Source organism: Actinomycetospora sp. CA-053990, assembly GCF_050948445.1.
Taxonomy (GTDB): Bacteria; Actinomycetota; Actinomycetes; order Mycobacteriales; family Pseudonocardiaceae; genus Actinomycetospora; species Actinomycetospora callitridis.
The window spans coordinates 1,525,084-1,546,122 of the sequence record NZ_CP192043.1; the positions used below are offsets into that span (position 1 = coordinate 1,525,084).

Below are 21,039 nucleotides of genomic sequence, written 5' to 3' on the forward strand. Positions count from 1 at the left end.
GCTCGGTCGCGGTGTCACGTGGCCAGCAGCAGGGCGCCGGTGACCAGCAGGGCGAGGACCTTCGCGATCTCCAGGCCGATGTAGGCGTGGTGCCCTCGCGATCGGGGCGGATCCTCTCCCGCGAGGACCCGGTCCGTCCGGCGGGACAGCGCCGGGCGCACGGCCCCCACCTGCACCGCCAGGATCACCACGGCGATGGTGCCGCCTGCCGCGACGCGGCCGGTGACGCCCCCGAGAACGCCCGCGACCACCAACACGACGGCGAGGGCGACTTCGGCGGCGTTCAGGGCGCGGAAGACCATGCGTCCGATACCCAGCCCGACGCGAAGGGTCACCTCGGGCGCGCGGAACTTCAATGGCGTCTCCAGGAACGAGATGGCCAGCACCATCCCGAGCCACACGAACGTCACCGCCGTGGCCACCGCCAGCGGCGGATTCATTGCTCGCTCGCGCCCGTGTCGGCGGAGGCGTCCTCGGGTCCGTCCAGCCGGCCGGGGGCGGTGGTGGCGAGATGCGCCACGCACAGGTCGGGTTCGACGAACGGCTCGAGCCGCTCGACCGTCACCGGCGCACCCAGGACGGCCATCGCGCCCTGCATCAGCCCCAGGTGCAACGAACAGACGAGCTGGGCCCCGCACTCCACCAGCTCCAGGAAGGGGCAGTGGCGCAACGCGAGCCGCCGGTCCGCGAACGAGGCTTGCTGCTCAGGCGCGAACCCCAGATCGTCGAGCAGGTCCACGAGTCGAGCGATCGCCTGCACATCGGTGAACCGCTCCGACGGAGCCGGCTGCTCTACCAGCTCTGCGCCCCAGGCCCGTCCGGCGTCCCGGGCCCTGGCTCCGGCACCGGGTTCGGCGCCGAGTTGGCCGGCGAGAATGCCGGCCAACAGTCGGTAGCTGCGAGGCCCAGCCGGGTCCATGCCGCGTCGAGCCCGGAATACCAGCGGCGGTCGGCCCGGTCCCACCACGGTGCCGTCGACCTGCTCGACGTGACGGCTTCGAAGCAGGGACTCGAGGTGGAAGCGCGCCGTGTTCGGGTGCACCTCGAGCCGATCCGCGATCTCCGCGATGGTCATCGGGGACCCCGACACCCGCAGCGCCGTCACGATCTCCCGTCTCCGTCCGCTCAGCGGTTCGGTGGCGCCGGCGTCGACAGACCTCCACCCGCTCCCCGTCGGGGACCCGCCGTCGGCTTCCGCGCGCCGCCCCGGGCTCGGCGGGATCACGCGAGCTGGGGCGGCAGGGCTGCCACCATCACCGTGTCGGCCCCGACGGCACCCAACTTGGCCGCGCCGCCCGGCGACCCCAACGGTCCACGACCGTTGACGAGGGGCTCGGTGAAGAACCGCTCGTTGTCGGCCCGGTATCCCGCCAGATCGCCTGGGAGGTCGTCCTCGTAGTAGATGGCCTCCACCGGGCACACCGGCTCGCACGCTCCGCAGTCGACGCACTCGTCGGGATGGATGTACAGGCTGCGCGCTCCCTCGTAGATGCAATCCACCGGGCACTCGTCGACGCACGCCCTGTCGAGCACGTCGACGCACGGCAAGCCGATCACGTACGTCATGAGGCCCAATTTACACAAGTTGCCCTAGTATCAATAGGGCGTAAGCGACGAGAGGAACCCATGTCCGACCCAGAGCTCGACGTCCGCCCGATGCGCAAGCCCGACAAGCACCCAGCCGTCTTCCGGACCTACGACTCCCTCGCCGCCGGCGAGTCCTTCGTGCTGGTGAACAACCACGACCCGCGCCACCTGCGTGAGGAGTTCGAGACCGAGCACCCCGGCGGCTACGCCTGGAACTACCTCGATCGCGGGCCCGCGTCCTGGCGTATCCGGATCAGCAAGCTCACTGCCGCCCCGTTGCCCCGCGTCCTGTGCGACACGATGGCCGCGGCCGGGGACGATTCAGACACTGCAGGGCCCGTGTGGTCGCTGCCGATGCGCCGTCGCGACCTCGACTCCAACATCATCCGACTCCGCGCGGGGTCCGGCATCGACCCCCACGTCGGTCCGGATCTCGACGTCCTGATCCTGGGCCTTGCGGGCGCCGGCCGGGTGCTCACCGAGACCGATCCACTCGAACTCCGGGCAGGAATCCTGGTCTGGCTCCCGCGCGGTTCCCGACGCGGCTTCACGGCCGGTCCGGAGGGTTTGAGCTACCTCACCGTGCACCAGGCACGGAAGGCCCTCGTCCTCGAACCGCCACCGGCTGCGGGCTGATAAGCGTCGAAGCTCATTCATCCATTCGTCGCCGTCGACAAACACTGGGTGGCTATTTGTATCGGTGGGACAAGTGGTGGCGGAACGGTGAGGTCCAGGCTAGGGCGCAGCGGATGGAATCTCCGTGAGGGGTGTCAACGGACGCCGCTGGACGGCCGTGTGAAGAATCTATCCGGACGCTGGAGGTGTCCCGTGTTTCACCGTCATCGTTCTCCCGGCGATCCGACGCGAAAGAGTCACGACGTCGAGCCCGGCACTCGTAGCGCCCTGGCTCGGCTGGGGGCGGCCGAGGCCAGTTGGGAGAACGAGGGCGGGCGCCTGCTCAGGTCCGTGGCGTCTCGGAGGACGCGGCACCGGGTCGGCCCGTGCGAGAAGCAACAGTGACTCCTCACCACGACGTCGAACGGCCAGGGAACACTGGACGGAGAGGACCTGGACATGACGACACGGTTCGGCGTGCGGGTGGGTCGGGTCTACGAGGACCGCACACTCGACGGCGAGGTCAGGGTTCTGGTCGATCGCGTGTGGCCGCGCGGGTTGGCCAGGGACGCGGCGGACCTCGACTGGTGGTGCAAGGACGTCGCACCCTCGAACGCGCTGCGCAAGTGGTACGGACATGACCCGTCGCGGTTCGACGAGTTCGCGCGCCGCTACCGGGTAGAGCTCGACGAACCGGGGCGGGCGACGGCATTCGCACACCTGCGCGGGCTCGCGGCCCAGCAAACGCTGACATTGCTGACTGCCACGCGCCGGCCCGAGATCAGCCAGGCCTCCGTCCTGGCAGAGCTGCTCGAGGGCGAGAACAGCACCGGCTGATGGGCGCGACGCCGATCGAGGACTTGCAGTTCGATGCTCATCTGGTGGACCCCACAGTGCGCGTGGGTTGGCCCTGACGGAGGTGGATGAGGCACTCCTCCGGATTCCTGACATACTCCTCGGCGCTGCGAGTTTGCGTGCCGCCCGTGGTGGTCGGCGCATTCATTGAATCGTCTCGTCGGGAACGCATGACCAGAAATATCGTGATACGATATGTAGGAGTACGGCGCGTCGGTCCGGGTGTGAGCGTCACCGGTCCGCGCGCTCGGCGAGGACATTCGGAGGAACGATGAGCGAGCGCAGCGATCCGGCCCCGGTGGTCGTCGGAGTTGATGGGTCTGAGTCCGGGCGAGACGCCCTGGACTGGGCGGTGGCCGAGGCCGCCACGCGGGTCCGACCCCTTTGGATCGTGCACGCCTGTCCAGCCCCGATCGACTCCGGTCCGCTCGGGCCGGTCCCATCACTCGTGCCGTGCACCGGCACCTCGGACGTCCTCCAGGAGGCGGCGCGACGCGCCCAGCTCATCGCACCCGAGGTCGAGGTGACCACCCGCCTGGTGTTGGGCGGTCCGGTACCGGCGATCCTCGGCCAGCGAGCTGGTCTGATCGTCCTGGGCAGTCGTGGCCAGCGCGGCGTGCGCCGTGCCCTTGCCGGCTCGGTCGGTGTCGCGGTCTCAGCACACGCCCGGTGCCCGGTGGTGGTGGTCCCCCCGTTGCACGACGTTGCCTCCGGCCCGTCGCGAGCCCAGGTCGTGGTCGGGGTCGACGGCTCGGATCTCTCGAGCCCGGCAATCGGCTTTGCGCTGCACGCCGCGGCGCAGCGCGGGGTCGGTCTCACGGCCCTGCATGCTTGGACCCCGCGGCCGCCGGCCGACATCGGTGCGCTCAGCGACGACTGGATCGCGTCCCAGGTTGCAGAACGTCGTGCGCTCGATCGCGCGCTCGCGCAGTGGCGTCTGCGGTTTCCCACCGTGGACATCACGCCCAAACTCGTTTGCGGCGACCCGGCGCACTGGCTAGCTGCGGAGTCGGCCGGGGCGGCGCTGCTGGTGGTCGGTTCCCGAGGCCGCGGCTGCATGACCGGGGTCCTGTTCGGCTCAGTCAGCCAGGTCGTGTTGCACGCCGCTCATTGCCCCATCGCCGTGGTCCGGCCACAGGCAGTCAAGGTCGGTCGGACCCGAGCAGCGTGACGGGCGCGCCAAACGCGCCCGCACGATTCGGCGACTGTCGGTCGCCGAGCACGAGGCCACCATTATCCCACGAGGAGGTAGCAGCGATGGCTCAACCGTTCTATCCGCAGCCCACACCGGAGCTCTCCGAGCGGCGCAAGGCTCTCGCCCCGGATATCCACTCCGCGTTCGAGGCGTTCAGTCGCGCGGTGTTCGCCGATGGCGCCCTGCCGCAGAAGACCAAGCAGCTCATCGCGGTCGCCGTCGCGCACGTCACCCAGTGTCCCTATTGCATCGAGGGTCACACGCGAATTGCCCACCGGAAGGGAGCCAGCTCAGAAGAAGTCATGGAAGCGATCTGGGTGGCTGCGGAGATGCGGGCCGGCGGTGCGTACGCGCACTCCACCCTCGCCCTGCAAGCGTCGGGCGAAGCCACCGCGCACGGGCATTCGGTGACCTGAGCCGCGCAGGCCAGGCTTCGGACCCGTCGGATCGACGGTGTGGCGCCGCGTCCGGCGGGCTTCGTGGTCGGTGGGCTCAGGTCTCGACGGACCTGTAACGGTATGTCGGCACATACCGGGCCTGGGGCGTGCCCTCGGTGTTCCGGTTCGTCGGCGGCGTCGACCACGACACCTACGACACCGCCGCCCGCGAGGGCCGGCCCTCCGACCTGTACACCAACCACAGCCCGCAGTTCGTGCCGGCGCTGCACCCCACGCTGCCCACTGGCGTCGAGACCCAGCGACGACCGCTGGAGCGACGCCGAGCATCGAGACCCAGATCCAGTGGATTACCGAGCTCGTCGGCACGGCGAAAGCAACGGCCTCCGGACTGTCGAGCCCGCCCAGGAGGCCGAGGACGGCTGGACCGCCACCCGCCAGGAGGTTGCCGAAAAGACGTTCTCGCCCCGGGCCGGATCGTGGATCTTCGGCGCGAGCATGCCGAGCAGGAAATGACCCGTGATCGTGAGAATGGGCCGGGATCTATCGCGAAGCCTTCCACTCCTCCCGGCCCGTGCTTCCCTTGCCGGCGCGTGCGGGAGGGGTGGGTAGTCGCACCACAGCGCCCGACTCCGCTGAGGGCGGGCATTCCGCCCTTGCCCGCCCGAGCCACCAGCGCGAAGCTCATGCCCAGGATTAATCGGACGGACCGAGGAGCGCGATCATGGTCGACACGCAGGAGGGGGCCGCGGGGTTGATCGTCGTCGGTGTGGACGGCTCGGAGCACGCCGAACATGCCTTGCGGTATGCCTTCGCGGAGGCGACCCGCCGCGTCGCGAAGGTACGCGCCGTGACGGCGTTCGAGCCGCCGGAGGCGTGGGCGTTCGCCTGGGGGCTGCCCGGCCTCCCCGATTCCGGAGAGGCGCGCCGCGGGGTCGAGGAGAAGGCGCGCGAATGGGTCGAGGGCGTGCGTGCCTCTCTGCCTGAGCGCCTGCAGGCCGTGCCTTGTGACGTGGAAGCCACGACCGGGCCACCGACGGTCGTGCTGGTCCATGCCGCGCGGGACGCAGACGTCCTCGTCGTCGGTAACCGGGGGCGGGGCGCCCTACAGAGCGCGATGCTCGGCTCCGTGGGGCTCGGATGTGTCGTGCACGCTGACTGCCCGGTGATCATCGTCCCCCCTCCTCGGGCCTTTGCGGATTCCTCTGTGTCCAGCGCGCCGAGCGACCGCGGTTGACCGGTGTCGCGAACGTCCTTCCGTTGTGGTGCTCCGTCACCGAGCGACTGATCCGATCACCGGTCGGCGGTCTTGCTGGAGGTCGCGGCGGAGGGGCTCGGAGCAGCCCTGTCCGCGCCGTCGTGTTCGTCGTGCGCGCGGCGCAGCAGCGCCACGAGCCTCCCCTCCTCGCGAAACCGGGCTCGATACTTCTCCGGCAAGTTCCTGAGCTGTTCCTCCCTCGTCGAGCAACTTGGAGAACAGCTTCTCCCGCTCGGAGCAGTCCTTCTCGACGTCCAGGTACTCGGTGGCGTGGCGGCGGGCGGCGGCGACGGTGTTCTGGGCTCGCCCTTTCGGGCTGAACAGCGAGGCGAGGACGGTGACGACGAGGCGCCGATGATGACCGTCAGGGACAGCCCGGTACTGATCTCGACGACGTCGACGGGCTGGCGGAGTTCATGAAAGGCACGTTGTACTCGTGGAGGGCGTGGAGAATGAGCTTGACGCCGATGAAGGCGAGGATGGCCGCGAGCCCGTAGCTGAGGTAGATCAAGCGGTCGAGTAGCCCGTCGATGAGGAAGTAGAGCTGGCGTAGGCCCAGCAGCGAGAACGCCGTGGCGGTGAAGACCAAGTACGTGTTCTGGGTGAGACCGAAGATGGCGGGGATCGAGTCCAGGGCGAACAGGACGTCCGTACCGCCGTCGCGACCATGACCAGCGCCATGGGTGTGAGCAGTCGCTTCCCGTCGACCATGGTCGTGATCCGGTCGCGGTCGTAGTGGTCGGAGGTCGGGAGTAGTTTCCTGGCGAGGCGGATGATCCCGTTGTCCGCCGATCGCCCTTCGGACTCGTCGGGTTTGATCAGGTTACCTGCCGGCGATCCGCTGCACGACCCCCCCGCGTGCTGCGCGAACTCATGATCCTGCGCACGGCGAATGTCATGCGCTCGGACTATGAGTGGCACCAGCACCGGGACATGGCTCACCGGGCCGGGGCGTCGGTCGAGCAGGTCGATGCGGTGTCGGCGTGGCAGACCTCCGAGTGCTACTCCGAGCGGGAACGGGCCGCGCTCATGCTGACCGACGCGATGTTGACCGGACACGTCAACGACAGCGTCCAGGAGGTGCTCGCCCGGCACTTCTCCGACCAGGAGCGGGTCGAATTGGTCGTCACCGCGGGCTTCTATGCGATGGTCCCCAGGGTGCTCGACGCGCTGCGGGTACCGATCGAGGACGCCCGGCCTTCCCCACCCACGGGCTGAGCCACACCGCGGAACCGCACCGCGGAACCGCACCGCGGAACCGCACCGCAGCGACCGGCTTTCGGGTAAGCACCGTGTATGGCGCTGCCGGACGACGACGACCGTGAACAAGAGACGCAGACGCTGCTCGTCCTCGGCGCGGCGGGGGACCTGACGGAGCGGCTGCTGCTACCGGGACTGGCCACACTGCTGGCCGACGGCGGCGCCCGTGACCTGGTCCTGATCGGGAGCGACCGCCAAGAATGGGACGACGAGCATTGGCGCCAGCGGGTCGCGCGTTCCTTCGCGACGGCTGGTGTCGAGGGCGGAGCCACCGCCGCGGTCATTGAACACACGCGCTATCGCCCCGCGGACGCGAGCAGCGCGGCCGACCTGCGCGGGCTGCTCGAGGAGGCGGAGGGACGGGTCGCCGTCTACTTCGCCCTACCGCCGGCGGTGACCGCCCGAGCGTGCAGCGCCCTGCGCGAGATCGGGGTGCCGGATGGCACGCGGCTGGTCATGGAGAAGCCGTTCGGCACCGACTCGGCGAGCGCGCAGGCGCTCAATGCGCTCGTCGGCGAGCTCGTCCCCGAGGACCATGTGCACCGCGTCGATCATTTCCTGGGCATGTCGACGGTGCTGAACATCCTCGGCGTGCGGTTCGCCAACCGCATGCTCGAGCCGGTCCTCACGGCCGAGCACGTCGCCAGCGTGGATGTCGTCTTCGACGAGAGCCTGGCGCTCGAGGGCCGGGCCGGCTACTACGACCACGCCGGCGCGCTGATGGACATGCTGCAGAGCCACCTGCTGCAGGTACTGGCTCTGGTGGCGATGGAACCTCCGGCGACGCTGCACGGTCGCGACGTACGCGAGGGCAAGACGCAGGTCCTGCGCTCCACCCACCTCTGGGACGACGATCCGATCGCGTCGAGCCGTCGGGCCCGGTACACGGCCGGGAAGCTGGACGGGAGACAGCTGCCCTCCTACGCCGACGAGCAGGGCGTCGTGCCCGACCGGCAGACGGAGACGCTGAGCACCGTCGAGCTGGCCGTCGACACGTGGCGCTGGGCAGGCGTGCCCTTCCGCCTGCGATCGGGGAAGGCGCTCGGAACGCCGCGCCAGGAAGTGGTCATCAACTTCAAGGACCCGCCACGTCTGCCGACAGGTCTGAGCGGATATCAGCGATCGGACCGGCTGCGCCTCGGCCTCGTCGCCCACCGCCTGGCGCTCGACCTCAACGTCAACGGCGAGGGTGACCCGTTCACGCTGGAGCCGGTCACGCTGGAGGGCGTCTACGGGCGCGGCGACCTGCTGGAGTACGGCCAGGTGCTGCGCGGCGTGCTCGGGGACGCTGCCCAACTCTCGATCGGGGGCGACGCCGCCGTGGAATCGTGGCGCATCGTCGAGCCCGTGCTGGCCGCGTGGCGGGAGAACCAGGTACCACTCGAGGAGTACCCCGCCGGCAGCTCAGGACCGCCGAACTGGCCGATATGACTCATCGCTGCGGACCGATCAGCCGATGAAGGCACGCACGTCGCACCGGCGACCGCGGCGGCGGCCCGGCCCGCGACCCGGCCCCTTGCCGCCCGCGTGGCGGGGACGGGACGCTGCGTGGGCTGAGGACTTGCCGGACCAGCGATGAAGCCGGGTCAGTCGAGCTCGAGGACGGGGGTGCCGTGCAGCCGTTGACTGACGTGTCGCTGTGGGTGCGTGGCGACGGCCTGGAGATCGTGCTGTTGTTCACGGGTGCGATCCTGCTGAGCCGCTTCGTGCGCTGGCTGAGTCAGCGCATCACACGGCGTCTCGACAGGCACGCGAATCGCTCGAGCGAGGCCAGCTCTGAAGCCGCCAAGCACCGGCACGCGCTGACCCAGGTGCTGAGCTGGAGCACGGTGGTCGTCGTCTACTGCGTCGCCGGGATCATGATCCTGGTCCGGCTCGGCGTGCCGTTGGCCCAGCTGGCCGCCCCGGCGGCGGTCGTGGGCGCCGCTCTGGGTTTCGGCGGCCAGAGCATCGTGCGCGACGTCCTGGCCGGGTTCTTCATGGTGGCCGAGCGCCAGTACGGCGTCGGCGACGTCGTCCGTCTCGAGATCGCCGGCACCGCAGGCAAGACGGTCACCGGGACGGTCAAGGACGTCACGCTCAGGGTGACCGAGCTCCGCACCTCCGACGGCGAAGTCGTGATCACGCCGAACGGCGAGATCATCCAGGTGACCAACCTGTCCCGGGACTGGGCGCGCAGTGTCATCGACGTCCCGCTGCCGCGCGAGGTCGATGTGGCCCGGGCAACCACCATCCTGCAGAAGGCCGGCGAAGCGGCCTACGCGGACGACGGGCTGTCGGCATTGCTGCTCGACCAGCCTTCAGTGATGGGTGTGGAGAGCATGGAGGTCGACCAGATCGTCATGCGCGTCGTCGCCCGCACCCTCCCGGGCAAGCAGCACGACGTCGGACGCATCTTGCGGGCGCGGGTGGCCGACGCGCTCCAGCAGGAGGGGATCGTCAGCACTCCCGCGCTGGACACCGAGGCGCCGAGCGGCCACTCATGACGGTCGTCGGCGTCCGGGGGTCCACCATCGCCCTTGCTGTGTTCTTCGCGTGCGTTCTCACCCTGTACCTCCTCGTGCGCCCCCCGCAGGCGTCCTCGACGTCCAGCGCGACCCCGAGCACAGACGCGACGACGAGCACGACCACCAGCACCAGGCCCTCGTCGACCGCCCCGTCGACGACCAGCGCCACCCCGCCCACCACCACCGCCGGGACGACGAGCTCACCGAGTCCGACGTCCCCACTCGCGCCCCCGGCGACGACGGCATCGAGGTCGGGGCCGCCTTCCGGGCCGTCGTCGCCGCCCGAGCCGTCGTCGCCGCCCGTCCTGCCGTCCTCGCGTTGACCCCACATCGGAACCGCGCGACGTGGCCGCGGCGCTCGCCGGGAGGTTGTTGAAATGAGCACACGGGTCGAGCAGGTGACCGACGTGGTCGCCTATCACGGGGAGGGGCCGGTGTGGTCGCCGCGCTGGGGCGGTCTGCGCTGGGTGGACATGCTCGCCGGCGACGTGCTTTCGATGGGGACCGACGGCTCGATCGAACGCCGCCACGTGGGCGAGATCGCGGCCGCGGTGCGCCCCCGGCGGGGCGGTGGCGCGGTCATCGGCATCGAGCGGGGTTTCGCGCTCGAGGACCCGGACGGACGGGTTCGGCCCCTCGGCGAGGTCTGGAGCGACCCGTCGGTGCGCATGAACGAGGGTGGTTGCGACCCCGACGGGCGCTTCTACTGCGGTTCCATGGCCTACGACCAGCAGGAGGGAGCGGCCTCGCTGTACCGCCTGGACCCGGACGGCAGCGTCCAGGTCGTGCTCGAGGGACTCACCATCTCCAACGGCCTCGAGTGGAGCCCGGACGGGTCGCTGGCCTATCACAACGACACGGCGACGCGAGTGATCGCCGTCTACAGCTACGACCGCGAGGCCGGTCTGACCGACCGGCGTGTGTTCGCCTCGTTGGATCGTTGGCCCGACGGGTTGACGGTCGATGCCGAGGGCGGCGTCTGGACGGGGCTATACGACGGCGGCGCGGTGCACCGCTACACACCCGAGGGCGATCTCGACGCGGTCATCGAGGTGCCGGCACGCAAGGTGACGGCATGCACCTTCGGCGGCGTGGGCCTCGACGAGCTGTTCATCACCACCTCCCGCGAGGGCCTCCAGCCCGGTGATGATCCACTGGCCGGAGCGCTGTTCCGGGCGGTGCCCGGTGTGCGGGGCTTGCCCGTGCGCGAGTTCGCGGGGTAAGGGAGAGCCCGATTGCGGGTTCTCCACCCGGGGGTGCCGGGACCAGGTGGACTACGGCCCTCGCCGGTCGCAGCGTCCACCGCGGTCCTGTGTGTGGCGTGTCACGCCCGCGGAGCGGGGGAACCCTGGACGGGCGTTGACGTGAGGAACGTCGCGTGTCCCCGCGATCGAGCGCAGTCGCGGCGCGACCGGTGGCCCGGGCAGGAGCACAGATGAGCGAGCACCGCAACGAGATGCCGAGCGGGGCACCGGCATCGAGCGTGGCACCGCACGGGCTGCACCACGTGACGGCCATCGCGACCGACCCGCAGCGCAACGTCGACTTCTACACCACGGTGCTCGGGCTGCGGCTGGTCAAGACCACGGTCAACTTCGACGACCCGGGCACCTACCACCTTTACTACGGCGACGAGGCCGGGCGTCCCTCGACCATCCTGACGTTCTTCCCCTGGCGCGGCGTGCCGGCCGGACGTCAAGGCGTCGGGCTGACCACCGCGACCGCGTTCAGCGTGCCGCCGGAGTCCCTGGGGTGGTGGCAGCAGCACCTGGACGGGCTCGGCGTGGACATCGACTACCCGCGCGCGCGTGACAGCGGCAGGCAGGCCGAGGAGGTGCTGACGCTGCGTGACCCCGATGGCCTGGTGGTGGACCTGGTGGCCTCCCCGGGCGATGCCCGCTCGGGGTGGGACGGGCAGGGCCGGGTCCCGGCCGAACACGCCGTGCGCGGGCTGCACTCGGTGACGTTGACCGAGCAGCTGCTCGACCCCACCTCGACCCTGCTGACCGGGCTGCTGGGCATGGCCGGCGACGGTGAGGACGGGGACCGGGCCCGGTTCACCATGTCCGGCGACCAGCCCGGGTCGGTGGTCGACGTCGCCGCGAGCACCACCGCCGAGCGTGGCCTGCAAGCCGGCGGCACCGTGCACCACATCGCGTTCCGCGCCCCGGATCGAGCCACCCAGGAGCGCTGGCGCGGGGAACTGGTCGACGCGGGCCTCGAGGTGACGCCGATCCTCGACCGCCAGTACTTCACCTCGATCTACTTCCGCGAACCCGGCGGCGTGCTCTTCGAGATCGCTACCGACCAGCCCGGCTTCGACGTCGACGAGCCCCTGCTCGAGCTGGGTCGCCACCTCAAGCTGCCGCCCTGGCTGGAGCCCAGCCGCGAGCAGATCGAGCAGGTCCTGCCGGCGTTGCGCGTCGATGACGAGCCGGTCGCGGGGAGCTCGTGAGCACCGCAGGCGCCGGCCTCGGTGCCCGGCCGCACGTGTGGCGGCCGGGACTCGGGAGCCCACCCCTGGTGCTGCTGCACGGCACGGGTGGCGACGAGCACGACCTGCTCGGCCTCGGGCGGGCGCTGGTTCCCGGCGCCGCGATGCTGTCCCCGCGCGGCGCGGTGCTCGAGAACGGCATGCCGCGGTTCTTCCGCCGGCTGCGCGAAGGTGTTTTCGACGAGGACGACCTGCGGGCCCGCACCGATGAGCTCGCCGCGTTCGTCGAGGCCGCCGGCGCCGAGCACGGCGTCGTCCCGGGCTCCTGGTACGCGGTCGGGTTCTCCAACGGGGCCAACATGGCCTCGGCCCTGCTGCTGCGCCACCCCGAGCTCCTCGCCGGTGCGGTCCTGTTCGCCGCGATGGTGCCCTTCGCCGACCCGCCCGATGTCGACCTCACCGGCAAGCAGGTCGTGATCGCCAACGGCCAACGCGATCCGATGGCGACCCCCGACCTCACCCAACTGTTGGCTGCGCAGCTGGGCGAACGTGGGGCCGAGACTGTCGAGATCCCGCACCCCGGCGGCCACAGCATCGACCCCGCCGGCGTCGCGCGGATCGCGGAGCTGCTCGCCGAACGTCGTTGAGGACCACACCGGGCACGCGAGGACGAGGAGCCGGAGATGTCAGGAGTCGTAGCCGCGCACGGTCCGTTCGACCCACGCCTCGGGAAGCGCATGCTCGAGCGCCTCGTCCACCGGGGGCCCGACGGTGAGGGGTCGCGGCAGGTCGGCTCTCGTCGCGCCCAGTAGAGCACCACGAGGCGGCGCTGCGCCTGTTCGAGCGCGACGGCATCGACGGCGTCGACCGGCTCTGGGGCACGTTTGCGTTCGTGATCGCCGGCGAGGACGGACGCTTCGCAGCTGTCCTTGACGAGCTCGGCGTCGATCCGCCGCTGCGCACCCGCGAGGAGCTCGCCTACTACCGAATCTTCAAGGAGTACCTGCCGGGGGTGAGGGTCCAACACGCGATCGGCAGGTTCGTCGAGGCCTGATCCCTCCCGGAACTCCGGGACGCGCCCCCGTTCGGGATCACCGTGAACGCGTCCTTCGCGGGGAGCGTCGGGACCGGGATGTGGGACGATATCGACCCGAGGCTCTCCGACTACGACGGTGCGGCCCGCGGTCAGAATTCAAGAAGTACGTCGAGGGCATCGCCCTGGGCCGGCCGGAGACGCCGGAGGACGTGGCCGCGTTCGTCTCCTACCTGGCCGGTCCGGGCTCGGACTACATGACCGGCCAGACACCGGTGATCGACGGCGGGATGCGCTACCGATGAGCAGAGCGAACGGCATCGCCACGGGAGTCGATGGTGGCGAGCGCGACCGTGGACACCCCCGGGTCGTGGTCGTCGGTGGCGGGTTTGCCGGCTTCCACGCGGCAAAGTCGCTGGGTCGCCGGCTTGGCGGCGCGGCCGAGGTCGTCCTGGTCGCCCCCACCGACTACTTTCTGTACCTGCCGCTGCTGCCCGAGGTCGCCGCCGGCATCCTCGAGCCGCGGCGCATCACGGTCTCCCTGGCCGCGACACTGCCCGGTGTCCGGCTGGTCCTCGGGAACGTGGACCGGATCGACGTCGAGGGCCGCGAGGTCAGCCTGGTCAATCCGGAGGGCGAACGGTACGACCTTGGCTACGACCGCCTGGTGCTCGCCGCGGGCAGCGTCAACAAGCTCTTGCCGGTCCCGGGGGTGCCCGAGCACGCCCACGGTTTCCGGGGGGTGCCCGAAGCGATCTATCTGCGCGACCACCTCGTCCGCCAGGTGGAGCTCGCCGCCGGAACCGATGACCCCGCCGAGTGCCGCGCCCGCTGCACGGTGGTGGTCGTGGGCGCCGGCTACACCGGCACCGAGGTCGCCGCGCACGGCAAGCTGTTCACTGACGCGCTGGCCCGCGTCCACCCCTCCCTGGGCCCGCACCCGGTCCGGTGGATGCTGCTCGACCTGGCGCCGCGGGTCCTGCCCGGGCTCGACGAGCACCTCGCGAGCACGGCGGACTCTGTGCTGCGCGAGCGTGGCGTGGACGTCCAGATGGGGGTCTCGATCGACGAGGCCACCCGTGAAGGGGTGCGCCTGACCACCGGGGAGGAGGTGGGGACCCGGACGATCGTGTGGTGCGTCGGGGTCCGCCCCGACCCCCTGATCGAGTCGTTGGGCCTGCCCACCCAGCAGGGACGGCTGACGGTCGGCGAAAACCTGACCGTGCCGGGCCACCCGGAGATCGTCGCGTGCGGGGACGCGGCCGCCGTGCCGGATCGAACCCGGCCGGGAAAGCTCACCGCGATGACCGCCCAGCACGCGGTGCGGCAGGGCACGCTCGCCGGTCGGAACGTCGCCGCCTCGCTGCGCGGCAAGCGCCTGCGTCGCTACCGCCACCACGACCTGGGCTTCGTCGTCGACCTCGGCGGGTCCGACGCGGCCGCCAACCCCCTGGGCCTTCGGCTGTCCGGGCTGCCGGCCAAGGTGGTCACCCGCGGTTACCACCTGCTGTCGATGCCCGGGAACCGGTTGCGCATCGCGGTCGATTGGGCCCTCGACGCCGTGCAAAGCCGCCAGAGCGTGCAACTGGGCCTCCTGCGCTCCTCCGAGGTGCCGCTGGACACCGCTACGCCCGAGCTGACCCGCCACGCGGTGCCGGTCGCCCGGGAACATTCGTGACCAGGGGTTCGGCCCGCGAGAGCAAGCACCCGAAATTCATGCCTCGCTGAATGCTGTCAACCCCGCTCCCGGAGTGAGGGGTCGGTCCCGCGGTGATATCTATGGCTACGAGTCGGCCCGGGTTAAGCGCCTTGTTCCCTGATAACAGATCGCATCCTCGTGCTTGCCCCGCCCGCACAGTTCCTTTCAGCGGCCCCGGAGCCATCCTGGGGGCGCGCCCGGTCTCATCGCTGAAGCGCACGGACGTCTTGTGTGCCGTTACATCGCAATACAATATAACCGGCCCTGCCGGGTCATAGGAGATGCGCGATGCGCGATCACGACCGTGAAACACTGTTCGTCCTGGAGCAACAGCTCCTCGCCGACGACCCGCTGTGGGCCCTGTCTTTCCACGCAGGACAACGACGCCTGCGGGTCCCGGCACAGGAACGATTGTCCGCAGAAGCTCGCCACGAGCTACGACTGGTCCTGTACGGCACCGCGGTCTTCTTCACGGCGATGTTCAGCATGGTGGTGCTGGCCTTGAGTGTGACGGCGGGACTCCTCCTGGTGGCCGTGACCGCCGTTCTGCTCTGGATGATGATCCGCGCCCGACACGACAAGCAGCGGTGGACGACAGCGGGGCCGGCTTCCCGCCCGTAACACTCGATCGCGGTGCAGACCCCAGCCGATGGCCCGCCTCGGGCGTACGGAGCTTCAGGCCGACAGCGAACTGAGGACCGTTGGTCGGCAGGATCGGCAACATCCGTGCTCGTGTCCTTGTCGCAGCTCGTAGGGAGGACGGACGATCGCCGACCCAGCGCCACCGAACCTGCCCGAACGGCCATCGACTCGCCGGGGCGATCCGTGGCGCGCTGGTCGTCGACCTCGAGCCCTTCCTCGTGCGGGTGGCAACTGCGAGACGGTGCGCCGACCGCCCCCTCGCCGGCCGGCGCACCGTCCTTGGTGTTCAACGAATCCGCCCCCCGCTGTCGGTGCTGCTCGTCGCCTTGCGATCACCTGACGACACCCGGAGACCGATGGCGAGGCGGACGCCGCGGGAGTGCACTCGGCCTGGGACATCCGAGCGAGGAGGCACGAGGTGCGGACGACAGGCCCGGCGCGCCGCGGGCTCTCGCGCGCCCTGGTCCGCGCGCCGATCCTCGCCTATCGCTGCGGCCTCGGGGTGCTCCTCGGGGACCGCTTCGTGTTGCTGACCCATGTCGGGCGCACGACCGGACGTCCGCGTCACGTGGTGCTCGAGGTCGTCGGACGTGGCGAGGCCCCGGGTTCCTACCTGGTCGCGTCGGGCTACGGCGGCAGAGCGCAATGGTTACGCAACGTCCTCGCCCATCCCGAGGTCAGCTACCAGGTCGGGCGGCGCCGCCGTGACGGGTGGGCCTACCCACTGCCGTCCCCGGAGTCCGGACGCCGCCTCGCCGACTACGCCCAACGGCACCCACGGACGGCGGCCGCGCTGATGGCGATGGTGGGCCACGACATCGACGGCTCACCCGCCGCCTACGAACGCCTCGGCGCCGACGCCGAGCACGGCGTACCCCTGGTCCTGCTCTCGGACACGCCGCTGCCCCCCGCCGACGCACCATGACAGGGCCCGTTGCCGTCGGGTGCGGACCGTTCCCGTGCACCCCGCCTACGGCGAGGTCGACGAGAACTCCGGACGCGCCGACGGGTCGGCAGTCCTCGCGGGACGGTGCATCCGATCGTTATGACGACCTCGTTCGCTGTCTCCCAGGGATCGAGCGTCCGGGGGAGGGCACGTCGTCCGACATCGGGCAGGTCCGCCGAGGAGATCGCGCAGATTGCCGAGCAGCAGGCTCATTGATGGGCTTCCTCGTCGTCGGGAGTCCGGTCTGAGCGACACCACACAGACGAGTTGAAGCTCGTTGCAGAGATCCCTTACGACGGGCTGCCGGTCAGAGCGAGACGAGAGCGCTCGGGCGCGCCGGCTCCCGACGGATGGAGGTCCCGGGGCGGCCCTCCGAGCTGGGTCCACTCAGGGTCGACTCAGGGTGTCGGCGCGACGGTGCTCGTTGTCCGGGGAGCCGGGGCGGGCGTCGCTGGCGGGGGGATCGACGCGGGTTCCCGGGTGATCGAAGGCGGCAGTACCACCGGGGTCGTGGAGGGTAGGGGCTCCGGCGCGTTCTGGGGCTCGACCCCGCAACTGACGGCCGAGGTCGCGACGAGTGCCACCAACAGGGCGACGGTGCGGCGGCTCATGACGGCACCTCGCGCAGGGCGACCACGAATCGCGCCCCGCCACCGGGGCGGTCCTCGACCCAGACCCGGCCACCGTGACCCCGGACGTGCTGGGCGACCAGCGCGAGCCCGAGCCCGGTGCCGCCGGTGTTTGCCTCGGCGCATCCGGTCCGGGACCCACGGGTGAAGCGCTCGAAGACGCGATCTCGCAGCTCGACCGCGACCCCGGGGCCGGCGTCGTCCACCTCGATCACGGCGTGGCCGTCGCGTCGCCGGACACCGAGGCGCACCAGGCCGCCGCCGTGGTGGCGCGCGTTCTCGCACAGGTTCGCCACGACGCGGTCGAGGCGGCGCCGGTCCGCGGACACGAGCGGCGCGGGCCGCTCGATCTCTCGCACACCCCCCTCGATCAGGGTGGCGGGCACGTTCTCGATGACGACCGACAGGTCCACCGGCTCCACGTCGTGCCCGTCGGGGGCCTGGATCCCGCGGGAGATCTCCAGCAGGTCCTCGACCATGCGATGGAAGCGCCGGACATCAGCGGTCAGGAGGTCCACCGCGCGTCGTGCGGTACTGGGCATGTCGTCGCGGCGACGACGCAGCACCTCACCTGCGTTGATCATCGTCGTGAGGGGGGTCCGAAGCTCGTGGCTGACGTCGCCCGCGAACCGTGCGTCGCGCTGAACCCGCTCGGCGAGGGCATCGGCGGTGGCGTTGAAGCGTCTCGCGATCGGAGCGAGGTCGGCCTCGTGCCGGTCGGGGAGCCGAGCCGTGAGGTCACCCTCGGCCATTCGGCCCGCCGCGTCGGTGAGCTCGGTGAGCGGCAACAGGGCCCGCCGGGCGGTCCACCAGCCCAGCAGGACGCCGAGCAGCCCCGCCAGGACCGTCCCCGCGACGAGGACAGCGGAAACGAATCGCAGTGTCTGGTCGAGCTCGATGAGGGGCGCGATTCGGACGAACAGGTCACCGGCAGGGGTGACAGGTAGGGCGACCGCCAGTACCGGCGCACCGTCCACGACCAGGCGCTGGCGCGCCGGCGCCCCCGCGAGCAGGGCGACGGGGACGTCCTCCACCTCGACCTGCCGGCCTGCGGTGGTCCACGCTCCGCCGCTGCGGAGGAGCACGCTGGTCCCGGTCTCCCCGGTCAGCCCGACGAGCAGGGTGGGCAGGTCGTCCGAGCCCCGCCGGAGGCTGTCGGTCACGAGCCGCGCGCCGGCGACGGCCTGGCTCGTCGTCCCGCGCTCCCGCTGCTCGAGCATGTAGCTCGACGCCAGCTGCCACGTGGCGATCGACAACAGTCCGGCGATCGCGGTGCTGACGAGGCCGAAGGCCAGGGCGACGCGCCAGCGCAGTGACACCGAGCGCCAACGCCGGGCCAGCCGGTCGCTCACGGGCCGGTGCGATACCCGGAACCGCGCACGGTGAGCACCAGTTCCGGGTCGTCGGGATCCCGCTCGATCTTGCGCCGCAGGCGACGGACGTGGACGTCGAGCAGGCGGGTGTCACCGAAATAGTCGTATCCCCAGACGCGCTGCAACAGCTGCTCGCGGGTCACCACGTTCCCCCCTGCGGAGGCCAGTTCCAACAGCAGCCGGAACTCCGTGCGGGTCAGGTGTAGCCGGGTGTCGCCGCGCTCGACCGCCTCCTGTCCGGGATGGATCACGAGCTCGCCCAGGTGCAGGCGATCAGGCCTGTCGTCCTCGGAGGCGCCGGCGGAGGCGGGACGGCGACGACGCAGCAGGGCCCGGATGCGCGCGGCGAGCTCCCCGGCGACCAATGGCTTGGTGACGTAGTCGTCGGCACCGGCCTCGAGGCCGGCGATGACGTCGGCGGTGTCGGAGCGAGCGGTGGCGATGATGATCGGGAGGTCGCTCCGCGAACGCAGCGTCGAGCACACCTCGATCCCGTCGATGCCTGGCAGCATGAGGTCGAGCAGCACGACGTCGAGGTCGGTGTCGACCAGACCGAGCGCCTCCTCCCCGGTGGCGGTCTCGACGACGTCGTAGCCCTCGTCGGCCAGGGCGAGCCCGAGGGCCTGGCGGACACGCTCGTCGTCCTCGACGAGCAGGATTCGAGTCCCCATCACAGGTCCTCCCACGACGACGGTGCGACGACGCTACCCGCCCCCTCGTGGACGGAGCCCCTCGTGAAAGCTGGATGCGCCGTCGTCAGGAGAACGTCAGGTATGCGGCAGCGCTGCGCTCATGACGATCGCGATGATCACGATCCAACGCGGTCAAGAGCCTCGCAGCGGCACCCGAAGGTGCCATCGGGCGCGGGCACCGAGCGGGCATGGGGGTCCGCGGAGCGTCGAGTTGCCAAATCGGACCAGGCCCCGAGCAGAAAGCGGCGATGGGCGACGAGGCGCACATCGCGCTTATCCTCCGCAGTGACCTCGTCTTCAGGTCGAAGATGAGCGACGCGGCCGCCGACAATCTGGAGGTTCGACTCAAGGAGAGGTGGAGAGTAGGCCAAGCCGCCGACCCTCTCGAGTGCGCGTGCCGTTCGGCGAGCAGAGCGCTGCTCGACCTCGACGAGATCGCGGAATTGGTCAGCGGCATCGACGTCTACGACTTCAGCGCGAGCACTAGTTCGCTCCACGTCGTCGGGCTGCCATTTGAGCGCCGACTCTGTGTTCAACTTGTTTTCTCGGTGAGAATATTGGATCGGACCATCCATTGACCCAATCTTCCTCACCGCCTCTTAGGGGGAGGGCCGCTCGAGATAGACGCTCCGCCTCTGGGAGCTGGGCGCAGGAGCCCTCACCGGGGGAGTGTCGTGTGAAGCCTGTGCCCCTCGACCTCCTGCGTCCCAGGGCGCCGAGGCTCGGGTAGACGTCTGCGCAACCAGTCCTGGCAGCGATCACAGCCGTCGAGGCCCGTTCGTCATTCGTCGTTCGTCAGCGTGCAACTGCGCGTGCAAACGTTGCTTGCATCGCCGTCGGGGCCGAAGCTGGCGGGATCGTGAACCGGCTGGAGGAGGTGCCGCCGAGGTGCTGCAGTGCTGCCTCAACGGTGCGCGCCCGCCCGACGCGTATCCAGCCGTGCCGATGACTCCGCGTCACCTCGCCCGGGACGCGCGTGCGGTCTCTGCGCTCGGTGTGTTGAACGTCCACGTGCATCCTCGCGACCGGGACGGTCGGGAGAGCCTCGATCCGGGCGTTGTCGGTGCAGTGACCAGCGCGATCCGCAAGGTGGCGCCGCGCACGGAGATCGGGGTCACGACGGCTCGATGGATCGAGCCCGACCCCGTTGCACGCACCGAAATCATCTGGCAGTGGGGTGGGCTGCCCGCATATGCCCGTCCTGACCTCGCCTCGGTCAATGTCCACGAAAGCGGGTGGCAGCGGGTGTGCGCCGCCCTGGACGCGGTGGGCATCGGGGTGGAGCTGGGCGTTTGGACCTCCGGCGACGCCGTGCAGCTCAAGAAGGCTGGGCTGCCGCGGGGCACGACCCGGGTCCTGGCCGAGGTCACGGTGACCGATCCGGATATCGCGGTCGCCGAGGCGAGGCGCATCCTCACCGCGCTCGGGCCGGTGCCCGCGCCGATCATGCTGCACGGCGAGGACGCCGGGGCGTGGCCCGTCCTGGAATACGCCCAGCGCATCAACCTCGATACCCGAATCGGCTTCGAGGACACCCTTGAGCGCCCGGACCGCACCAGGCGGGCCGTCAGCAACGAGGAGCTCGTGCGCTGGGCGCTCACGCGTTGAGCACCGATTCCCTCCCTGCCGCGGCGTGGCACGTCCCGTAACACGAAATGTAGGCAATAGAAGCAGCTACACGGACATGCCTACGGCTACCGCGAATACAGCGCCCGCGACCCCGAAGGCGGTCTCAGGTCGTTCATGAAAGCCTTGTGAATGAGCGATCTCGCGCAGGCAGACCAAGCGGGAGGCGGAATGAAGGAACGTGCGGAAATGACGGCGCACCGAGCATAAGCCCGCAGCTGTCGAACAACCCGTGTTAACTATGACGCACGGCTGAAACGAGCGTGGTCGGCGCCCGCCCTTGCCAGCTCGCC

Annotated in this window: 25 protein-coding genes; 19 read left to right on the plus strand and 6 right to left on the minus strand. The window is 70.3% G+C overall.

The annotated features are described in order from the left end of the window. Positions 1-14: 14 nt before the first annotated feature. The 3 genes from ACQPYN_RS07830 to fdxA all read right to left on the minus strand — a co-directional run bounded on the left by ACQPYN_RS07830 (position 15) and on the right by fdxA (position 1,566). Complete coding sequence (locus tag ACQPYN_RS07830; RefSeq protein ID WP_433035480.1) at positions 15-440, minus strand: hypothetical protein; 426 nt, start codon at positions 438-440, stop codon at positions 15-17. Further along, positions 437-1,105, minus strand: a complete 669-nt coding sequence (locus ACQPYN_RS07835) for a helix-turn-helix transcriptional regulator (RefSeq protein ID WP_433035483.1) — start codon at positions 1,103-1,105, stop codon at positions 437-439. The genes ACQPYN_RS07830 and ACQPYN_RS07835 overlap by 4 nt, the downstream gene beginning before the upstream one ends. A gap of 116 nt (positions 1,106-1,221) precedes the next feature. After that, complete coding sequence (fdxA, locus tag ACQPYN_RS07840) at positions 1,222-1,566, minus strand: ferredoxin (RefSeq protein WP_433035486.1); 345 nt, start codon at positions 1,564-1,566, stop codon at positions 1,222-1,224. Between the two features lie 60 nt (positions 1,567-1,626). On the opposite strand from fdxA, the gene ACQPYN_RS07845 reads away from it, so the two are divergent. The 5 genes from ACQPYN_RS07845 (at position 1,627) to ACQPYN_RS07865 (ending at position 5,884) form a co-directional block, all read left to right on the plus strand. After that, entirely contained in the window at positions 1,627-2,223 is a 597-nt protein-coding gene (locus ACQPYN_RS07845) for a DUF2249 domain-containing protein (protein ID WP_433035489.1), read from the plus strand. A gap of 438 nt (positions 2,224-2,661) precedes the next feature. Next, positions 2,662-3,039: a DUF488 domain-containing protein gene (locus ACQPYN_RS07850; protein WP_433035492.1), complete on the plus strand. Its 378-nt coding sequence runs from the start codon at positions 2,662-2,664 to the stop codon at positions 3,037-3,039. 289 nt (positions 3,040-3,328) lie between these two features. Then, positions 3,329-4,228: a universal stress protein gene (locus ACQPYN_RS07855; protein WP_433035495.1), complete on the plus strand. Its 900-nt coding sequence runs from the start codon at positions 3,329-3,331 to the stop codon at positions 4,226-4,228. Between the two features lie 86 nt (positions 4,229-4,314). Further along, positions 4,315-4,668 (plus strand): carboxymuconolactone decarboxylase family protein, encoded by a 354-nt coding sequence (locus tag ACQPYN_RS07860; protein WP_433035498.1) that lies wholly within the window; start codon positions 4,315-4,317, stop codon positions 4,666-4,668. 703 nt (positions 4,669-5,371) lie between these two features. After that, positions 5,372-5,884, plus strand: a complete 513-nt coding sequence (locus ACQPYN_RS07865) for a universal stress protein (protein WP_433035501.1) — start codon at positions 5,372-5,374, stop codon at positions 5,882-5,884. Positions 5,885-6,269: 385 nt separating this feature from the next. Here ACQPYN_RS07865 and ACQPYN_RS07870 read toward each other — a convergent pair whose 3' ends face one another. Then, positions 6,270-6,698: a TerC family protein gene (locus ACQPYN_RS07870; RefSeq protein ID WP_433038776.1), complete on the minus strand. Its 429-nt coding sequence runs from the start codon at positions 6,696-6,698 to the stop codon at positions 6,270-6,272. A gap of 65 nt (positions 6,699-6,763) precedes the next feature. On the opposite strand from ACQPYN_RS07870, the gene ACQPYN_RS07875 reads away from it, so the two are divergent. From ACQPYN_RS07875 to ACQPYN_RS07930, 12 genes are all read left to right on the plus strand, one after another. Continuing rightward, positions 6,764-7,123, plus strand: coding sequence for a carboxymuconolactone decarboxylase family protein (locus ACQPYN_RS07875; protein ID WP_433035504.1), 360 nt, complete (start codon positions 6,764-6,766; stop codon positions 7,121-7,123). Positions 7,124-7,201: 78 nt separating this feature from the next. Further along, positions 7,202-8,596, plus strand: a complete 1,395-nt coding sequence (locus ACQPYN_RS07880; RefSeq protein WP_433035507.1) for a glucose-6-phosphate dehydrogenase — start codon at positions 7,202-7,204, stop codon at positions 8,594-8,596. 182 nt (positions 8,597-8,778) lie between these two features. Next, on the plus strand, positions 8,779-9,651 hold the full coding sequence (locus ACQPYN_RS07885; protein ID WP_433035510.1) for a mechanosensitive ion channel family protein: 873 nt from the start codon (positions 8,779-8,781) through the stop codon (positions 9,649-9,651). A gap of 49 nt (positions 9,652-9,700) precedes the next feature. Beyond that, positions 9,701-10,048: a hypothetical protein gene (locus ACQPYN_RS07890; RefSeq protein ID WP_433035513.1), complete on the plus strand. Its 348-nt coding sequence runs from the start codon at positions 9,701-9,703 to the stop codon at positions 10,046-10,048. Between the two features lies 1 nt (position 10,049). Beyond that, complete coding sequence (locus tag ACQPYN_RS07895; protein WP_433035516.1) at positions 10,050-10,895, plus strand: SMP-30/gluconolactonase/LRE family protein; 846 nt, start codon at positions 10,050-10,052, stop codon at positions 10,893-10,895. 212 nt (positions 10,896-11,107) lie between these two features. Next, positions 11,108-12,127 carry a ring-cleaving dioxygenase gene (locus ACQPYN_RS07900; protein WP_433035519.1) on the plus strand — a complete coding sequence of 340 codons (1,020 nt, stop codon included), beginning with the start codon at positions 11,108-11,110 and terminating at the stop codon, positions 12,125-12,127. Beyond that, the gene (locus tag ACQPYN_RS07905; protein WP_433035522.1) at positions 12,124-12,753 is read left to right on the plus strand and encodes an alpha/beta hydrolase; all 630 of its coding nucleotides are present in this window, start codon (positions 12,124-12,126) and stop codon (positions 12,751-12,753) included. The genes ACQPYN_RS07900 and ACQPYN_RS07905 overlap by 4 nt, the downstream gene beginning before the upstream one ends. Positions 12,754-12,998: 245 nt before the next feature. Further along, positions 12,999-13,160, plus strand: a complete 162-nt coding sequence (locus ACQPYN_RS07910) for a hypothetical protein (RefSeq protein ID WP_433035525.1) — start codon at positions 12,999-13,001, stop codon at positions 13,158-13,160. Between the two features lie 191 nt (positions 13,161-13,351). Then, entirely contained in the window at positions 13,352-13,444 is a 93-nt protein-coding gene (locus tag ACQPYN_RS07915) for a hypothetical protein (RefSeq protein ID WP_433035528.1), read from the plus strand. Further along, positions 13,441-14,817, plus strand: coding sequence for an NAD(P)/FAD-dependent oxidoreductase (locus ACQPYN_RS07920; protein ID WP_433035531.1), 1,377 nt, complete (start codon positions 13,441-13,443; stop codon positions 14,815-14,817). Before ACQPYN_RS07915 ends, ACQPYN_RS07920 begins: the two co-directional genes overlap by 4 nt. Before the next feature lie 309 nt (positions 14,818-15,126). Next, a complete protein-coding gene (locus tag ACQPYN_RS07925) occupies positions 15,127-15,459 on the plus strand; it encodes a hypothetical protein (protein WP_433035534.1) in 333 nt (110 codons plus the stop codon). 439 nt (positions 15,460-15,898) lie between these two features. Continuing rightward, positions 15,899-16,405, plus strand: coding sequence for a nitroreductase family deazaflavin-dependent oxidoreductase (locus ACQPYN_RS07930; RefSeq protein ID WP_433035537.1), 507 nt, complete (start codon positions 15,899-15,901; stop codon positions 16,403-16,405). A gap of 628 nt (positions 16,406-17,033) precedes the next feature. Here ACQPYN_RS07930 and ACQPYN_RS07935 read toward each other — a convergent pair. Beyond that, complete coding sequence (locus ACQPYN_RS07935) at positions 17,034-18,407, minus strand: ATP-binding protein (RefSeq protein ID WP_433035540.1); 1,374 nt, start codon at positions 18,405-18,407, stop codon at positions 17,034-17,036. Then, on the minus strand, positions 18,404-19,099 hold the full coding sequence (locus ACQPYN_RS07940; protein WP_433035543.1) for a response regulator: 696 nt from the start codon (positions 19,097-19,099) through the stop codon (positions 18,404-18,406). The genes ACQPYN_RS07935 and ACQPYN_RS07940 overlap by 4 nt, the downstream gene beginning before the upstream one ends. A gap of 269 nt (positions 19,100-19,368) precedes the next feature. Here ACQPYN_RS07940 and ACQPYN_RS07945 point away from each other — a divergent pair, with 269 nt between their 5' ends. Together ACQPYN_RS07945 and ACQPYN_RS07950 are read left to right on the plus strand one after the other, a co-directional pair. Then, the gene (locus tag ACQPYN_RS07945) at positions 19,369-19,698 is read left to right on the plus strand and encodes a hypothetical protein (protein ID WP_433035546.1); all 330 of its coding nucleotides are present in this window, start codon (positions 19,369-19,371) and stop codon (positions 19,696-19,698) included. A 310-nt stretch (positions 19,699-20,008) separates the two neighbouring features. Next, complete coding sequence (locus ACQPYN_RS07950) at positions 20,009-20,728, plus strand: 3-keto-5-aminohexanoate cleavage protein (protein ID WP_433035549.1); 720 nt, start codon at positions 20,009-20,011, stop codon at positions 20,726-20,728. Positions 20,729-21,039: the final 311 nt, after the last annotated feature.

Excerpts from the sequence above, each read along its gene's own strand:
- ACQPYN_RS07845 (WP_433035489.1), top strand. The coding sequence starts at position 1,627 with ATGTCCGACCCAGAGCTCGACGTCCGCCCGATGCGCAAGCCCGACAAG.
- ACQPYN_RS07850 (WP_433035492.1), top strand. The coding sequence starts at position 2,662 with ATGACGACACGGTTCGGCGTGCGGGTGGGTCGGGTCTACGAGGACCGC.
- ACQPYN_RS07860 (WP_433035498.1), top strand. The coding sequence starts at position 4,315 with ATGGCTCAACCGTTCTATCCGCAGCCCACACCGGAGCTCTCCGAGCGG.
- ACQPYN_RS07880 (WP_433035507.1), top strand. The coding sequence starts at position 7,202 with ATGGCGCTGCCGGACGACGACGACCGTGAACAAGAGACGCAGACGCTG.
- ACQPYN_RS07945 (WP_433035546.1), top strand. The coding sequence starts at position 19,369 with ATGGGCGACGAGGCGCACATCGCGCTTATCCTCCGCAGTGACCTCGTC.
- ACQPYN_RS07865 (WP_433035501.1), top strand. The coding sequence starts at position 5,372 with ATGGTCGACACGCAGGAGGGGGCCGCGGGGTTGATCGTCGTCGGTGTG.
- ACQPYN_RS07900 (WP_433035519.1), top strand. The coding sequence starts at position 11,108 with ATGAGCGAGCACCGCAACGAGATGCCGAGCGGGGCACCGGCATCGAGC.
- ACQPYN_RS07940 (WP_433035543.1), bottom strand. The coding sequence starts at position 19,099 with ATGGGGACTCGAATCCTGCTCGTCGAGGACGACGAGCGTGTCCGCCAG.
- fdxA (WP_433035486.1), bottom strand. The coding sequence starts at position 1,566 with ATGACGTACGTGATCGGCTTGCCGTGCGTCGACGTGCTCGACAGGGCG.
- ACQPYN_RS07895 (WP_433035516.1), top strand. The coding sequence starts at position 10,050 with ATGAGCACACGGGTCGAGCAGGTGACCGACGTGGTCGCCTATCACGGG.
- ACQPYN_RS07855 (WP_433035495.1), top strand. The coding sequence starts at position 3,329 with ATGAGCGAGCGCAGCGATCCGGCCCCGGTGGTCGTCGGAGTTGATGGG.
- ACQPYN_RS07925 (WP_433035534.1), top strand. The coding sequence starts at position 15,127 with ATGCGCGATCACGACCGTGAAACACTGTTCGTCCTGGAGCAACAGCTC.
- ACQPYN_RS07830 (WP_433035480.1), bottom strand. The coding sequence starts at position 440 with ATGAATCCGCCGCTGGCGGTGGCCACGGCGGTGACGTTCGTGTGGCTC.
- ACQPYN_RS07920 (WP_433035531.1), top strand. The coding sequence starts at position 13,441 with ATGAGCAGAGCGAACGGCATCGCCACGGGAGTCGATGGTGGCGAGCGC.